This is a genomic window from Nocardia sp. NPDC058058, from assembly GCF_042885355.1.
Taxonomy (GTDB): Bacteria; Actinomycetota; Actinomycetes; order Mycobacteriales; family Mycobacteriaceae; genus Nocardia.
Genome location: NZ_JBHVSA010000005.1, coordinates 188110 through 204069 on the forward strand (window position 1 = coordinate 188110; position 15960 = coordinate 204069).

Genomic DNA, 15960 nt, shown 5'->3' on the forward strand with positions numbered 1-15960 from the left:
CCGCCTCGGCGTCGGCCCGTACTGCCGCCGATTCAGTTGCGGGGGTGTAGTTCCAGGATGCGGGTGAGGGTGAGGACGAGGTTGGCGCGGTCGGCGGGGGTGAAGCCGGGGAGGAGTTCGGCTTGGGCGGCTTCGAGGCGGGTGTCGAGGTCGTGCAGGTGGGTGTGGCCGGCGGGGGTGAGGGTGAGGGTGTTGCGGCGGCGGTCGGCGGGGTCGGGGGTGCGGGTGAGGTAGCCGCGGGCGGAGAGGTCGTTGACCGCGGCGACGATATCGCTGCGGTCGATGCCGGTGCGGCGGCCGACTTCGGCCTGGCTGAGCGGGCCGGTTTCGTCGAGGGTGGCGAGTAGCGCGTAGTGGTAGCGGCGGGAGCCCGTGGGTTCGAGGGCGCGTTCGGTCGCGCGGTTGGCCAGGATCGCGACCTGGCCGATCAGGCGGGTCGGGAGGGCGCGGAGGCGGCCGGAAGCTCCTGCGGGCGCGATGTCCATGGGGGCAATGTACCCCTCTTGTTGGTGCCACCAATCTTCTGTGCACCGCGCCGATCGCGGCGGTCAACTCGCTGAAACACGAAACCCCCGCCGCCGGCGAGGGTTTCGGATGTCGGTGCGGGCCTCAGAGCGAGGTGACCCAGTTGCGCAGGAGCTGGGCGCCCGCGTCGCCGGACTTCTCCGGATGGAATTGGGTGGCGCTCAGCGGACCGTTCTCGACCGCGGCCAGGAACGGGACGCCGTGTTCGGCCCAGGTCAGTTTGGCCGGGGCGAGGGGGCCGTCGTCGGTGAGTTCCCAGTTCTGGGCGGCGTAGGAGTGCACGAAGTAGAAGCGGGTGTCCGCGTCCATGCCCGCGAACAGCACGCTGTCCGTGGGAGCCTTGACGGTGTTCCAGCCCATGTGCGGCAGGACGGGCGCGTCCAAACGCTCTACGACACCGGGCCATTCGCCGCAGCCGTCGGTTTCGACGCCGAATTCGACACCGCGCTCGAACAGGATCTGCATGCCGACGCAGATGCCGAGCACCGGACGACCACCGGCGAGCCGCTTACCGATGATGCGATCACCGCGCACCCCGAGCAGACCCGACATGCAGGCCGCGTACGCGCCGACACCCGGCACCACGAGACCATCGGCGTTCAAGGCGATCTCGGGATCGGCGGTGACGGTGACCTCGGCCCCGGCGCGCACCAGCGCTCGCTCGGCGGAGTGCAGATTGCCCGAACCGTAGTCCAGGAGTGCGAGTTTGGTGCTCATAGCGTCCCCTTGGTGGACGGGATGCCGCTCACGCGCGGGTCGTATTCCACCGCGGCGCGCAAAGCCCTTGCCACAGCCTTGAATTCGGCCTCGGTGATGTGATGCTGATCGCGGCCGTAGAGCACCCGCACATGCAGGGCGATGCGCGCGTTGAGCGCGATCGACTCGAAGACATGGCGGTTGATGACCGTGGAGTACGACGCACCCGCGCCGACCGACGGAATCACGGTGTGCAGCATGTGTTCCGGCTCACCGGTGTGCACGCAGTACGGCCGCCCCGAGACGTCGACGATGGCCTGCGCGAGGGTCTCGTCCATGGGGATGAAGGAATCACCGAAGCGGCGAATGCCCTTCTTGTCCCCCAGTGCCTGCGCCAGCGCCTGCCCGAGCACGATGGCGGTGTCCTCGACCGTGTGGTGCGCCTCGATCTCGATATCGCCCTTGGCCTGCACGGTGAGATCGAAGCTGCCGTGCTGCCCGAACGCGGTGAGCATGTGATCGTAGAACGGGACGCCGGTGGAGATATCGGTCTTACCGGAGCCGTCGAGGTTCAGCTCGACCACGATGCTCGATTCACGGGTGGTGCGTTCCACCCGGGCGATTCGGTCCATGCTCGCTTCCGTAGTCATCGGGCAACCACTTCGGTCGCAACAAGTTTCGCGCTCACGCGCAGGAATTCGTCGTTCTCGGCGGCCAGGCCGATGGTGGTGCGCAGGTAGCCAGGGATGCCGACATCGCGAATGAGCACACCCTCGTCGAGGTAGTGCTGCCAGGCGCGCGGAGCGTCGGCGAACCGACCGAAGAGCACGAAGTTGGCGTCGGAGGGAATGACGTCGTAACCCATATCGGTGAGCGCCGCCATCACCCGATCGCGTTGCGCCGCCAATTCCGCGACGCTGCCCAGGGTTTCGTCGGCGTGCCGCAGTGCCGCCCGCGCCGCGGCCTGGGTGACCACGGACAGGTGGTACGGCAGCCGCACCAGCAGCATGGCGTCGATGACCGCGGGCGCGGCCACCAGATATCCGAGCCGCCCGCCCGCGAAGGCGAACGCCTTCGACATGGTCCGGCTGACAACGAGTTTCGCCGGGAACCGGTCGATCAGCGAGATGGCGCTGGGCGCACTGGAGAATTCCCCGTACGCCTCGTCCACCACCACGATGCCCGGTGCGGCATCGAGGATGCGCTCCAGATCCGCGACCGGAATGCTGTGGCCCGTCGGATTATTGGGGCTGGTCACGAACACCACGTCGGGGCGGCGATCGGCGATCGCCATGACGGCGTAGTCGATATCGAGGGAGAAGTCGCCATTGCGCTTGGCTTCGATCCACTCGGTGTCGATGCCCTCGGAGATGATCGGGTGCATCGAATACGAGGGCACGAAACCCAGTGCGCTGCGGCCGGGCCCGCCGAAGGCCTGCAACAGCTGCTGCAGGATCTCATTGGATCCGTTGGCGGCCCACACATTCGACACATCCACCGCGACACCGGTCTGCCGGGTCAGGTAGGCGGCGAGATCGGTGCGCAGGCCGACGGCATCGCGATCCGGGTAGCGGTGCAGATCGGCGGCCGCGGCGCGCACGGATTCGGCCACATCGTCGACGAGCGCCCGGCTCGGCGGGTGCGGGTTCTCATTGGTATTGAGCTGTACCGGCACCGTCAATTGCGGTGCGCCGTAGGGACTCTTACCGCGCAGGTTCTCCCGCAGCGGCAGATCATCCAGTGAGACAGCGGATCCGGGGACGGTCACGGCATTCACGACAGTTCTCCGAATCGCACCTGGACGGCCTGCCCGTGTGCGGGCAGATCCTCGGCATTGGCCAGCGCGACCACGTGTCCGGTAACGTCTTTCAACGCCGCCTCGGAGTAATCGACCACGTGGATGCCGCGCAGGAACGTCTGCACGCTCAAACCCGAAGAGTGCCGGGCACATCCGGCGGTGGGCAGCACGTGATTGGACCCCGCGCAGTAATCGCCGAGGCTGACCGGGGACCACGCGCCGACGAAAACCGCTCCGGCACTGCGCACCCGGGCGGCGACGGCCGACGCGTCGGCGGTCTGGATCTCGAGGTGTTCGGCCGCATAGGCGTTCACCACACGCAGACCCTGCGCGATGTCATCGACGAGTACGGTGCCGGACTGCTTGCCGGACAGCGCTTCGGTCACCCGATCGTGGTGCTTGACCACCGCCATCTGCGCGGTCAGCGCCGCGTCCACGGCATCGGCCAGTTCGACGCTGTCGGTGACCAGCACGCTCGCGGCCAGCACATCGTGTTCGGCCTGCGAGATCAGATCGGCGGCGACATGCGCCGCGTCGGCGGTGGCATCGGCCAGAATCGCGATCTCGGTAGGCCCGGCCTCGGCATCGATGCCGACCAGTCCGCGGCAGAGCCGCTTGGCCGCGGTCACATAGATATTGCCCGGTCCGGTGATCATGTCGACCGGTTCCAGCTGCGCGCCATCGGTATCGATACCGCCGTACGACAGCAGTGCGACCGCCTGCGCGCCGCCGACCGCCCACACCTCCTCGACCCCGAGCAGCTGTGCGGCCGCCAGAATCGTCGGGTGCGGCAGTCCGCCGAATTGCGCCTGCGGCGGTGAGGCCACCACCAGCGAATCCACGCCCGCGGTCTGCGCGGGAACCACGTTCATGACCACGCTCGACGGGTAGACCGCATTGCCGCCGGGCACATACAGCCCGACCCGCTCGACCGGAACCCAGCGCTCGGTCACGGTACCGCCGGGCACCACCTCGGTGGTCTTGTCGTTGCGCCGCTGATCGCCGTGCACCTTGCGGGTGCGCTCGATGGCGACCTCTAGTGCGGTCCGCACCGCCGGGTCCAGTTCGGCGAGGGCCTTCTCGAGTTCGGCGGCGGGCACGCGCACCGATACCGGCCGCACGCCGTCGAACTTCTCGCTGTATTCCAGCGCCGCCTCGACACCCCGATCGCGAATGGCCTCCACGACCGGTCGCACATGATGCAGCACCGAGTCCACGTCGACGCCCCCACGCGGCAGAGCCGCGCGCAGTTCGGCAGCAGTGGGAGTACGTCCGCGCAGATCCACGCGGGCGAGCTCGATGCGGCTTGTCATAGCGCTGTCAAGTCCTTGTCTGTGCTGATCATCAAAGGGGTCCGGCGGACAGCCGAAACTGCCCGCGACCAGGTACCAGACTATCGGGTCGGCGCCACCGCTTATCCGCAGGACCGGCTCGGCCCGGTTACGGCACCGGGACTTCCGCGTCGAAACGGCGGTAGACCAGATGTTGTTGGGCGAAGGTCCAGGCGTTCTGGGTGACGAAGTAGAGCAGGATCGCGACCGGCATGACGGCTCCGGCGGCGATCGCGCCGAGCGGGAAGACGTACAGCGACAGGTTGTTGATCAGGCGCACCTGCGGGGTCACCTCGGTGCCTATGCGGCGCTGGCGCTCCACGGTGAAGCGGGCGGTGAAATGGGTCGCGACCGCGGCGATGATCATCAGCGGGATGGCAACGGCCGCAACCGAAGTGAACGAGTCGCCCGCGTTCATCAGGGTCGAGGCCAACGGGGCGCTGAAGAGTTTGGCCTGTAGGAACGACTGCACCTGCTCCGGGGAGAAGACGTAGTTGGCGATATTCGGGTTCTGGAATGAGCGCAGCACGTGATAGAGGCCGATGAAGACGAGCGTCTGGCCGACGATCGGGAGGCAGCCGAGGAACATGTTGACGCCCTTCTCCTCCTGGAGTTTGCGCATCTCCTCGCTCTGCTTCTGCATATCGCCGGGGTGTTTGCGCTTGATCTCCGCGATGTGGGGCTGCATTTCGGCCAGGCCCTTGGAGAAGCGCAATTGCGCCAGGAACGGTTTGATGAGCAGGGCGCGCAGGGTCATGACCAGGAAGATGATGGCCAGCACCCAGGCCAGGCCGCTCGATGCGCCGAGCACCGCCGCGAAGGCGGTATGCCACAACCAGAGCACGGCCGATACCGGGTAATAGATGAAATTGAGCATGGGGGACCTCACTGCGAGGCACCCGCGCACGGGCGCGGGTGGAGCGATTCAGGGCAGCGGCGGACCCGATCGTGCGCGCACGATCAGGCCGGGCACACCCCGGGCGCTCGCGGCCGCGGTCGTCCCGCCGCATCCGGATTGCTCTGTCGCAGAAAGGCTCCCCGCCGCCGACCGGCCGCCGATTCCGGCGGTCCGGCATGTACGGCGGTCCGCAGCACCGGTCCGCGCGCCGCGATGAGGGCGGCGGTCAGGGCTACCAGCGCGGCCGCACCCAGCACGAACAGCGAATTGGGTTCGGCGGCGGCCAGGAAGAGCACGGCCCACGCGGCGACGATCAGGGCGCACACCAGCACCACCGTCGACTTCACCCGCGTGACCATGCCCCCGACCCTACCCACATACCCCGCACCCGCGCCCACAATGTGAGCCAACCCGACATGTTCCGGGGGTGGTTACTCGGGGATGAGGCGGCGGATGACCATCGGCTCGGCGAGGATGCCGTCCAGGACGCTCGCGATGTGGCGGAAGTGCGGGGTGGTGAAGTGCTCTTCCAGTGCCTCGGCGGTGGTCCACTCCTCGACGACGACCATGTGTGCCGGATCGTTCGGATCGGCGAAGGGCTGATAGCTGAGGCAGCCGGGCTCGGCCAGGGACGGTTCGATCATGGCTTCCAGCGCGGTGCGCAGGCGATCCTGGTGCTCGGGGAGAGCGCGGAGTTCGGCGACGACATGCAGGGACATCGGAGATTCCATTCCTGAAGTGTGGTGGTCAGGGGCGGGCGGGGCCGGTGCCCGCGCCGGTGGTGGTGATGGCGGTGGCGATCTCGTCCAGATCGGACCGGGTCAGCACCAGGGTGAGCGCGCCGGTCCAGCCGTCGATCTGGGTGGTGCTGCGAGCGCCGACGATCGCGCCGGTGATGCCGGGCCAGGAGGTGACCCAGGCCAGGGCGACCTCGGCGACGGTGACGCCGTGCCGGGCGGCGATCGGGCGCAGGGCATCGACCAGGGCCAGGTTGGCGGGCAGGCCGGTGGTGAAATCCGGGCTGCCGGAACGCCAGTCGTCGGCGGTGAGTGTGCGGTCGGCGGTGAACGCTCCGGACAGCAGACCGGACTGGAGTGGGGAGTAGGCGATCACACCGGTGGAATGCGATTGCGCCCAGGCGATTTCGGGGGCGGAGCCGCGGTTCACGGCGGAGAAGGGCGGTTGGATGGCATCCACGTGCGCTATCGCCTCGGCCCGATCCAGTTCGGCCACATCGTGATTGGACAGTCCGATGGCACGGACCTTGCCCTCCTTCTTGAGGTCGGCCATGATCTGCCAGTACTCCTCCAGCGGAGTCGGCTGGGCCAGGCTCTCCCCTTCACCGCCGTAGACGAAGACCGCGCCGGTGTCCGGCCAGTGCACCTGGTACAGGTCGATGTGGTCGACGCGCAGTCGGCGCAGTGACGATTCCAGTTCCGCGCGAATGGTTTCCGGGCGCATGATGCGGCGCGGCGGCCCGGAGCGGTCGTCGCCCTCCTCCCAGATCAGGCCGGTTTTGGTGAACAGGTACGGGCGGTCGGCCTCGGGCAGATCCGCCAGGGCGCGACCGACCAGGGTTTCGGCGTGACCGAGACCGTAGGCGGGCGCGGTGTCGAGCCAGTTCAAGCCGCTGTCCACGGCATGCCGGATGGCGGCGATGGATTCGGCGTCATCGGTGGCGCCCCACGAGTACTGCCAGCCGGAGCCGGCGATCACCCAGGTGCCGAAGCCGAGCGGGGTGAGGTTCATACCGGTGCCACCGAAGGGACGGGTGTCGCTCATTCGAATCTCCTGACGCGCTGCCGGATCGGTTCCGGCTGTGAGCACTACTTTTGTCCGCCGCCAGCGGGGTAAACAGTGCCGCGCGAGCCTGGGCACCGGATGACCAGGATGCGACCGGGGAGCCAGGCGGGAACGGCTCCGCAGGGTGATGCGGGTGGGCTCGGGCGGTGCCTAGCGTCGGCGGGATGAAGAGCAGTCATCGTCTCGGAGCGCTTGTGGCGCTTGCGATTCTGTCCGTCTCGACGATCTCGGCCTGCCGCACCGCGCCCGCCGCGACCGCCCCGGAGTGGGGAGCCTGCCAGGGCGGAAACCTGGATCCCAGGCAGGAATGCGCCACCATCTCGGTACCGCTGGACTACAACGATCCCGGGGGCGAGCAGATCACCCTGGCCATCTCCAGGATTCGCAGCGCGCATCCGGAGTCCCGGCACGGGGTGCTGCTGCTCGTCCCCGGCGGCCCCGGCGGCACCGGCCTGGAGCTGCCGACCACCTGGGGCGCGAAACTCCCTGCCGCACTGCGCGATACCTACGATCTGGTGAGCTTCGATCCGCGCGGACTGGGCGCGAGCACCACCGCGGATTGCCGTATCGACCGCGCCGATCTGGCGCTGGAACGTTTCCGGGGCTGGCCGGGCCCTGATGGCGACATCTCGGCGAATATCGCTGTCTCCCAGCGCATCGCGAAGGCCTGCGCGGACAACGGCGGCGCCCTGGTGCGCACCATGGGCACCCGCACCGAGGCCCGCGATATGGATCGCGTTCGCGCGGCGCTGGGCGAGGACCGAATCTCGGCGTGGGGCGAGTCCTACGGCACCTACGCGACCTCGGTGTACGCGACGATGTTCGGCGGGCGCACCGATCGAATCCTGTTGGACAGCAATGACGATCCCGATCCTGAGCGGGTGGAGCGGACGTGGAATGCCAACTACGCCGTGGGTGTGCGGGATCGATTCCCGGATTTCGCGCGCTGGGCGGCCGATCCCGGCAACCCCGATCGCCTCGTCGATACGCCGGACGCCATGCTCGGCGAATTCCTCACCCTGGCAGCGCGACTCGATCGCGATCCGCTGCCCTGGCCGGGCTCCGAGACGGGACAGTTGACCGGCAATGGGCTGCGCCAAGCGCTGCTGGACGCGCTCTATCGCGATGCGGCCTTCCCCGCCCTGGCCCGCGTAATTCGCGCCGCACGCGCCTCGACCCCCCTGCCAGATCCGCAGCCCGCCCCGCCCGAACAGCTGCTCCAGCAGCGCACCGCCGTCGCGGTGGGCACGATCTGCAATGATTCCGCTTGGCCCACAAAGCTTTCCGACTACGCCGAGGCGGTCATGCGCAGTCGCGCCGCCGATCCGCTCACCGCCGGACTCCCGCAGAACGTCTCCCCCTGCACATTCTGGCCCTACCCACCGGCCGACAAGACGGTCGTCGACGCGAACGGCCCCGCCAATGTGCTGCTCGTCCAGAATCTGCGCGATGTGGCAACGCCGTACAGCGGCGCACTGAACCTGCGCAACGCCTACGGCGACCGCGCCCGCATGATCACCGTCGACGCGGGCGGCCACGGCGCGTACCCCTCGCCCAACCCCTGCGCCAACGCCGCCGTCGACCATTTCCTGCGCGACGGCACCCGCCCCGACCGGGATCTGACCTGCCGATGACCCCGGACCGTCACTCTCGCCGACACAATCGCGCACCGTGATCGCCCCGGCGTGACGCGGTCAACCGAGCGTGCTCGATCCCGTCGACATCACGCCGCCGGATCGATCGGCGAACAGCATCGCGAGCCTGGGCACGAGGTGACCAGGAACCGTGGCGCGCCGCCCGCGATACTGGACGCATGACTCTCGATCGTCGTGCCGAACTCGGTGAATTCCTGCGCTCGCGGCGGGCTCGGTTGAGTCCGCAGGAGGTCGGGTTGATCGATCACGGGGCGCGGCGGCGGGTGCCGGGGTTGCGGCGGGAGGAGTTGGCGCTGTTGGCCGGGGTGAGTGTGGATCATTATGTGCGGCTGGAGCAGGGGCGCACCCTGCACTTCTCCGAATCGGTGTTGGACGCGGTGGCCCGGGCGCTGCGGTTGAATTCGGTGGAGCGTGATCACTTCTACCGGCTGGCGCGGCCGTGGTCGGGCGAGGAGCCGCCGGCCGCACAGCAGGTGCGGCCGGGGTTGCGGCGGCTGCTCGAATCCGCCGCGGATGTGCCCGCCTACATCGTCGGGCGCGGTACCAATGTGCTCGCGTGGAATCGCTTGGCGGCTGCCCTGATCACCGATTTCTCCGCATTGCCGCCGCACGAGCGGAATCTGGCTCGCCTCGTCTTCCTGGACGAGGGCATGCGCGAACTCTACGAGGACTGGGATGCCAAGGCCGCCGATGTGGTGGCCTACCTCCGACTCGATTCCGCCCGCAATCCCGGGGATTCCGGCATTGCCGACCTGATCGCAGACCTGTCCGAATCCAGCACGGAATTTCGTGACCTCTGGGATCGGCACGAACTCAAGGACAAGACGCACGGCCGGTACGTCTACCTGCACCCGGTCGTCGGCCGCATCGAGCTCGGCTTCGAAACCCTGCGCCTGCCCGACGATCCCGATCAGGGCCTGATCGCGCACACGGTCGAAGCGGATTCTCCGAGCGCCAACGCATTACGCCTGCTGACCAGCCTCGCCGCGGAAACGCAGTCCGCCTAGCGAGCGCGCAGTTCGGCCACGCCGTCGCCCTCGAGATCGTCGTACGCGACGGTCCGGCCGACCATGGCCAGGGCGAGCGCCTCACCGGGTCCGCGCACCAGCGGTCCCGCGCCCTTCGACCAGTCGACATCGGTCGCTTCCCAGCGCAGTCCCTTCAGATAGCGGCCGGGACCGGCGAAGATATCCGGATTGTCGAGGACCAGCAGCAGCCGCTCGGCCGGAATCTTGCGCTCGCGGCCGAGCGGACGACGAATGTCCTGCTGATGCACGAAGCTGTCCGACAGCGCCAGTTTGGGCATATACCGCGAGAACCAGCCGCGCGGTTCGACCAGCCGATCCACCAGCTCCCCCGTGGGCCGCCCATTGAATTGCTCGACCAGCGCCTGATTGAGCCGATCCGTGGAGGGATTGCGCAGCCCCAACAGCAGGTAACTCGGCAGCGACACGGTATCGGTTTGCAAGTGGCTCACCACATCTCGCACCCGCCACCCCGCGCACAGCGACGGTGTATCCCATTCCTCGACGGTCAGCGACCGCAATAGCTCGACCAGTTCCCCGCGCTCATCGATGAGCAGCTGGCGCACGTTCATACCCGAAAGGCTAATCGCCCCAGCCATATTCCGACAGCGCCCGCGAAGGCGCAGCCGCACCCCGGCAGGTTCCGACAGCACCCGCCACCGGAGCTGTCGCGACCGGCGCGCGCACAATGCTCCCGTAACGCACTGCGCCGCACCGGGATTCCGGTGCGGCGCAGGGGTATTGCGGTCAGCGACTACATCTTGGTGTCGCTGTCGATCTTCACATTGCCGCTGCCCATATCGATCACGCGGAGCGTCACCGATTTGGTGGAGCTGCCGGTGGAGACGGTCGCCACCGAAATATCCGCCGAGCCATCGGCATTCACGCTGTCGGACCAGCCGCGCGCGCCATTGATGGTGGAGTAGCGGGTGATTCGGTTATCGGTCCAGTAGGACTGGAACGAGGACTGGCTGCCGTACACCTGCTGGGCGGCGGGGGTGAGGCGGTTCCAGGCGTCGGCGAAGTTCAGGTAGACGAGGCCGTCGTAGAACTTCTGTACCGCGTCGACACCATCCTGCACGGTGACCTGTCCGGCGCTCTTGGTCTGGCCGAGTGCGCCGGCGGTGCCCTTGCCGGTGGTGGTCTGCGCGGATGCCTTGGTGGCGCTGGTATCGCCACCGGTGGTGCCCGGACTGTCCGATCCGCCGGAACTCATCAGGCCGAAGACCACCGCGCCCGCCACGACGACGGCGGCGACCAGGGCCGCGATCACCAATTTGGTGCGGCGCGGCTGTTCCGGCTCGTCATCGTCGAGATGCGGTGCGAAGGTGGATCGGGTGGGCGGACCGCCGTTGACCGAGGGTCGCGGCGGCGGGGTTTCCAGCAACTGGGCCTGGCTCATGGCGCCGGTGGGGATATCCGCGTTGGCGGATCCGCGCCGATCCATCTGCCGGGTGTTGCCGCGCTGCGGTGCGGGCCGCGCGCCTGCCGGTTTGGCGGGCGGCGGGGTCAGCGTGCCGCCCTGGCGACGTGCCGCCATGACGCGGGTGGCCTCGGCATCGGGCCCGATTTCCGCGAACTCCGCCATGATGTCGCGGACCTCGGTCATGCTCGGCCGGTCCTCCGGCTCGAAGCTGAGCAGGGCCAGCAGCAGATCACTGAGCGGTCCGGCATTGCGCGGCGTGCTGATCTGGCCGTTGGCGGCCGCGTACAGCAGGGCGAGCGGATTCGGGTTGGTGCCGTAGGGCGGTTCGCCTTCGAGCGCGTGGAAAAGCGTTGCGCCGAGCGCGAATACGTCGGCGGCCGGGCTCGGTTCGGCGCCGCGCGCGACCTCGGGTGCGAGGTAGGCGGCGGTGCCGGAGATGAGTCCGGTGGCGGTGAGGGTGACATCGCCCTTGGCCTTGGAGATGCCGAAGTCGGTGATCTTCACCGCCCCGTTGTCGCCGAGCAGGATGTTGCCCGGCTTGACATCTCGATGCACGATGCCAACCCGGTGCGCGGCGATCAACGCCGACGCGACCTGTTCACCGATGCGAGCGACCTGCGGCAGCGGCAGGGTGCCCTGAGAGGACAGCACCACCGCCAGACTCTGCGATGCGAGGTACTCCATCACGAGGCATGGATCGCCCTCGTGCTCGGTGATGTCGAACACCACGATGGCGTTGGGATGCTGGAAGCGAGCGGCATTGCGGGCCTCACGGGCAGCGCGCTGACGCACGATGTCCTTGTCGGCCGCGGACAGGCTCGGCTGGGTGATGATCTGTTTGACCGCCACCGAACGCTCGAGCCGCTCGTCGACGGCTCGCCAGACGACGCCTGTGCCGCCGCTACCAATCCGTTCGACCAGGCGGTAATGCCCTGCGATCACTTGGCCGGTTTCGATGGCACTACTCCGAAATTCTGCGCGATGGTGACTGTGACAACGCGGTTGCCCGCGTGTTTCCCCGCATGAGTGTAGCGGGCGATGGGCAGCACGCCGACGTCAGCGTGAGATATGAGCGAGATCTCGGTGAGATGTACGCCGCACTCCGGTTACGTTTATCCGACGGGCCACGTTAAAGCGCTGCTCAGAGCAGTTGGATGACATGACAGCGAATTCTGCCGCACAAGAGCGGATCCCACCGCGTGGGACGCGATTTCAGTTGGTGCGTGTCGCGCCGTCCGCCTCGTGCTGCGCGGCGGGCCATTCGGCGCGGGTGAGCCGCGTCGCATCGGCCGCGTCGAGTTCGATATCGAACACCTCGGTGAGCACCTTCGGCAGTTCGGCCGCGTCCAATTCGCGAACTTCGCCCGTTCCGTCCGGATAGTCAATCGTCCAGGTCGTACCGTCGATTTGGTGGTGCACCGCCTCGGTGAAGCGCTGAACGAACGGACGCGTGGTGAACGGGGAACGCGGCGAGGTCGCGACGAAGTGATTACCGACCGTGAAGTCTGTTCGATACTGCGGATTCGGGCTGAATGTATAGCGATCCAGCCAGCCGTCCCGGCCGAACTGGTACAGCGTCCAGAGCTCGCCGCCGAGCGCGTCCGCACCCAGCTCGAGCCGGTAACGCCAAGCGCCGAGCGAGAATTCGCCGCGACCGGGCGTCAGCTCGAACGGTTCGAGCGGGCCCGAGCCGAAGCCGACATCGCAGAGCCAGGCGCGCTCGTCGTCGACCGGGCGCACCCGCAGCAGCGCGTGTGTCGCGGGCCGCAATCCGCTGGCGCCCATGGTGACTCGGCCCGAGATGCCGGTGAATTCGAACCCCAGGCGTTCGAGCGCGGCGGCGAACAGCAGCACGTTCTCATAGCAGTACCCGCCGCGGCGCTGCCGGATCAGCTTGTCCTGCAACGATTCCAGATCCAGCGGGACACCGCGGCCGAGAATGATCTCCAGATTCTCGAACGGAATGGTGGTGGTGTGCGCGCGGACGAGAGCGCGCAGTACGGCCAAGGTCGGGGTGCGCTCGCCGGTGTATCCGATGCGGTTCAGGTACGCGTCGAGATCCAATTCGCCGCCGCTCCACAGATAGGACGGATCCACCGGTGTCGTCATCACTGCCTCCGTTTCGATTCGGGTTCCTACGCGGCAACCCCGTACATCACGAAGATGTTCCGAAATCGAGCATGCCCGACAGGTTTGCGGAACGGACGCTGGGGTGCGCCGCGCGGAATTCGTCTGGGACGGTTGTCCGGATTTCGTGGACAGTGCGCAGTCCCGGTCATAGCCTCGGTCCATGATCGCGCTGCTGGATCGGTTGCGGCTGCTCACCATTCGTGAGTTCGCCACACATTGGGGACGAACGGTGGCCTCGGTCGTCGTCATGGCGGTGTCGTCGGCGTTCCTGGTGGCGGTGATCGGCATCTCCGGTTCGCTCACCGGATCCATCGCGCAATTGTCCTCGGGGTTGGCGGGTAATGCGGCGCTGGAGATCTCGGGGGTCACCGATGCCGGATTCCCGCAGGCGGTGCGCGCGGATGTGGCGGCCGTACCGGGCGTCACGGCGGCGGTGCCGATGCTGCGCGCGAATGTGGGACCGGACGACAACCGGCTCATGCTGCTCGGTGTGGACGCCTCCACCGCCGCGCTGGACAGCGATCTGAAGGACTCGGTGGGCAGCGCGCAGACGGCCGCGCTGCTGAGCGTGCCCAATGGCGTGCTCGCCGGACCGGGTGCGGGATTCACCGCGGGCGATGTGATCACCCTGCGCTCGGGCACGGTGACCGTCGCGGCGGTGCTGTCCGGCAAGGAGCAGGCCCGGCTCAATGGCGGCCACTATCTGATCGCACCGCTGCCGCTGGCCCAGCGCGTCACCGGCCGCACCGGGCAGGTGGATTCCATCCTGATCGTCACCGCACCGGATGCCGATGCGGCCCAGGTGAATTCGGCGGTCACCACGGCGGTCGCGGGACGCGCGCTGGTGAGCACGCCCAGCCTGCGGGCCGCGCAGACCAGCAGCGGCGTCGTCATGCTGCGTTTCATCGCGGCCATGGGCGCGGCGATCGCCTTCGTGGTGTCGGCGTTCCTGATCTACAACACCATCAGTATGGCGCTGGCCGGTCGGCGTCCGGTGATCTCCATGCTGCGGGCCATCGGCGGGCGTAAACAGACCATCGTGCGCGATGTGCTGGCCGAGGCCGCGGTGCTCGGGCTGGTGGGCGGACTGCTCGGCGCGGGTTTCGGAGTTCTCATGGGGCGCTACGCCATCGGCCTGCTGCCGGGTGCGTTCAGCCAGATGATGGAGGCGCGGCTGGAATATCTGCTGCCCTGGTACGCGATTCCGGCCGCCATACTCGCGGCCGTCCTGACCAATCTGGCGGCCACCGCGGTCGCCGCCCGGCAGGTGTACCGGGTCTCACCGGTGGAAGCGCTGGCCCCGGTGGGTGTTTCACAGGCCGATGCGGTGCCCGTACGGGTGCGGCTGCTCGCGGGCGCGCTGGCGGTCGGGTTGGCCGTGCTGACGGTGCTGGTCGTGCGCGCGCACCTCGGGCTGTTCGCCGCCGCGGCACTGGGTTCGGCGCTCGGCGCGGAGATCGCGCTGGCATTCGCCTGCACCGGGCCGATCGTCCGGTTGACCGGTGCGACGGCGCGGCGACTGGGATCGGCGGGCGTGCTCGCCGGGGTGAATATCGATCGAGCGCCCCGCCGGGTGTGGGCCACGCTCATGACCGTCACCATCGCCGTCGCGATGACCATCACGATCACCGGTTCGAACGCCGACGCCGTGCGCTCGGCGCGCGACACCTTCGCCTCCCTCGCCGATAACGATGTGTGGGTGAGCGTGACCGCCGAGGATATGGTGCCCACGCCGCTGCTGCCGAACGGCTTGGCCGAGCAGGTCGCCGCGGTGCCCGGGGTCGGACGAGTCACCCAGGGGCAGTTGGCCTTCGCATCCTTCGGCGGTACCAAGGCGCTGGTCTACGGAGTCGATCCGGACAGTAATTTCGCCATGGCGCGCTCGCTCGATACCGCGACGCGGCAGCGATTGCTCGCGGGCGAGGGCGTGGTGCTCTCCCGGGATCTCGCTCGCGCACTGGGGGTTTCGGCCGGGGATGACCTGACCGTGCAGACGCCCAGCGGGGAGCGCCGCACCCGGGTGCTGGCATCGGTGTCGTACTTCTCGGCGTTGAGCGGTACGGCGTCGATGAGTTTGACCCTGATGCGGGAATGGTTCGGCCGCCCCGGCGCGACCACCTTGCAGATCGATGCCGCGCCCGGGGTGGACAAGGCGCAATTGTTCACGGCCATAAGGCAGGTCGTGCCGGCCGAACTGCATGTGTACACCGGCGCGGCGGCACTGGACGGTGTCGGCAAGGCGATGGAGCAGGGGCTGGTGCTGTCCCGGATCATGCTGGTCATCGTGGCGTTCATCGCGGCCATGGCGCTGCTCAATACGCTCACCCTGGCGCTGCTGGAACGCCGCCGCGAGTTGGGGATTCTGCGGGCGGTCGGCTCCAGCAGGCGGTTCGCGCTCCGCATGGTGCTGGCCGAGGCCGCCGGCATCGGGGTGATCGGCGCGGCGCTGGGCGTGCTGTTCGGTTTGGCCAACCAGTACCTGTATTCACTGCTGGCCACCGACATCATGGGTCTGGATGTGCACTTCCGGCCCGGGCCGCCGCTGCTCGTATTCACGGTCGCCGCACTGGCTTTGAGCCTGCTCGGCTCGATTCCGCCCGCGATGCGCGCGGCCCGGCTCAATATCGTCGACGCGGTCAGTGCCGACTGACACCGGAAGCGCGGTGCCGACCG

Annotated in this window: 15 protein-coding genes; 3 read left to right on the forward strand and 12 right to left on the reverse strand. The window is 68.1% G+C overall.

Annotated features, from left to right (window positions below; translation table 11 throughout):
• Nucleotides 1–32: 32 nt before the first annotated feature.
• The 9 genes from ACFVUS_RS39350 to ACFVUS_RS39390 form a co-directional block, all read right to left on the reverse strand.
• The gene (locus ACFVUS_RS39350; protein WP_387779060.1) at nt 33–485 is read right to left on the reverse strand and encodes a MarR family winged helix-turn-helix transcriptional regulator; all 453 of its coding nucleotides are present in this window, start codon (nt 483–485) and stop codon (nt 33–35) included.
• Between the two features lie 124 nt (nt 486–609).
• On the reverse strand, nt 610–1242 hold the full coding sequence (hisH, locus tag ACFVUS_RS39355) for an imidazole glycerol phosphate synthase subunit HisH (RefSeq protein ID WP_387779063.1): 633 nt from the start codon (nt 1240–1242) through the stop codon (nt 610–612).
• Nucleotides 1239–1871, reverse strand: a complete 633-nt coding sequence (hisB, locus tag ACFVUS_RS39360) for an imidazoleglycerol-phosphate dehydratase HisB (RefSeq protein WP_387779066.1) — start codon at nt 1869–1871, stop codon at nt 1239–1241. Before hisB ends, hisH begins: the two co-directional genes overlap by 4 nt.
• Nucleotides 1868–2998 (reverse strand): histidinol-phosphate transaminase, encoded by a 1131-nt coding sequence (locus ACFVUS_RS39365; RefSeq protein ID WP_387779069.1) that lies wholly within the window; start codon nt 2996–2998, stop codon nt 1868–1870. The genes hisB and ACFVUS_RS39365 overlap by 4 nt, the downstream gene beginning before the upstream one ends.
• Complete coding sequence (gene hisD, locus ACFVUS_RS39370) at nt 2995–4332, reverse strand: histidinol dehydrogenase (RefSeq protein WP_387779071.1); 1338 nt, start codon at nt 4330–4332, stop codon at nt 2995–2997. Before hisD ends, ACFVUS_RS39365 begins: the two co-directional genes overlap by 4 nt.
• Nucleotides 4333–4459: 127 nt before the next feature.
• On the reverse strand, nt 4460–5227 hold the full coding sequence (gene yidC, locus ACFVUS_RS39375) for a membrane protein insertase YidC (protein WP_387779074.1): 768 nt from the start codon (nt 5225–5227) through the stop codon (nt 4460–4462).
• Nucleotides 5228–5310: 83 nt separating this feature from the next.
• Nucleotides 5311–5607 carry a DUF6412 domain-containing protein gene (locus ACFVUS_RS39380; RefSeq protein ID WP_387779077.1) on the reverse strand — a complete coding sequence of 99 codons (297 nt, stop codon included), beginning with the start codon at nt 5605–5607 and terminating at the stop codon, nt 5311–5313.
• Between the two features lie 72 nt (nt 5608–5679).
• Entirely contained in the window at nt 5680–5967 is a 288-nt protein-coding gene (locus ACFVUS_RS39385; protein WP_387779080.1) for a putative quinol monooxygenase, read from the reverse strand.
• A gap of 28 nt (nt 5968–5995) precedes the next feature.
• Complete coding sequence (locus ACFVUS_RS39390; protein WP_387779083.1) at nt 5996–7030, reverse strand: aldo/keto reductase; 1035 nt, start codon at nt 7028–7030, stop codon at nt 5996–5998.
• A 185-nt stretch (nt 7031–7215) separates the two neighbouring features.
• On the opposite strand from ACFVUS_RS39390, the gene ACFVUS_RS39395 reads away from it, so the two are divergent.
• Together ACFVUS_RS39395 and ACFVUS_RS39400 are read left to right on the forward strand one after the other, a co-directional pair.
• Nucleotides 7216–8685, forward strand: a complete 1470-nt coding sequence (locus ACFVUS_RS39395; protein WP_387779086.1) for an alpha/beta hydrolase — start codon at nt 7216–7218, stop codon at nt 8683–8685.
• 179 nt (nt 8686–8864) lie between these two features.
• Nucleotides 8865–9713 carry a helix-turn-helix transcriptional regulator gene (locus ACFVUS_RS39400; protein WP_387779089.1) on the forward strand — a complete coding sequence of 283 codons (849 nt, stop codon included), beginning with the start codon at nt 8865–8867 and terminating at the stop codon, nt 9711–9713.
• On the opposite strand, the gene ACFVUS_RS39405 is transcribed toward ACFVUS_RS39400, so the two are convergent.
• From ACFVUS_RS39405 to ACFVUS_RS39415, 3 genes are all read right to left on the reverse strand, one after another.
• The gene (locus tag ACFVUS_RS39405; protein ID WP_387779092.1) at nt 9710–10303 is read right to left on the reverse strand and encodes a maleylpyruvate isomerase family mycothiol-dependent enzyme; all 594 of its coding nucleotides are present in this window, start codon (nt 10301–10303) and stop codon (nt 9710–9712) included. The two genes, ACFVUS_RS39400 and ACFVUS_RS39405, sit on opposite strands and share 4 nt — an antisense overlap.
• Nucleotides 10304–10485: 182 nt before the next feature.
• Nucleotides 10486–12099, reverse strand: coding sequence for a protein kinase (locus ACFVUS_RS39410; protein WP_387779095.1), 1614 nt, complete (start codon nt 12097–12099; stop codon nt 10486–10488).
• Nucleotides 12100–12369: 270 nt separating this feature from the next.
• On the reverse strand, nt 12370–13266 hold the full coding sequence (locus tag ACFVUS_RS39415; RefSeq protein ID WP_387779098.1) for an arylamine N-acetyltransferase: 897 nt from the start codon (nt 13264–13266) through the stop codon (nt 12370–12372).
• 181 nt (nt 13267–13447) lie between these two features.
• Between ACFVUS_RS39415 and ACFVUS_RS39420 the strand changes: the two genes are divergently transcribed.
• The gene (locus ACFVUS_RS39420) at nt 13448–15937 is read left to right on the forward strand and encodes an FtsX-like permease family protein (RefSeq protein ID WP_387779101.1); all 2490 of its coding nucleotides are present in this window, start codon (nt 13448–13450) and stop codon (nt 15935–15937) included.
• Nucleotides 15938–15960 lie beyond the last annotated feature (23 nt).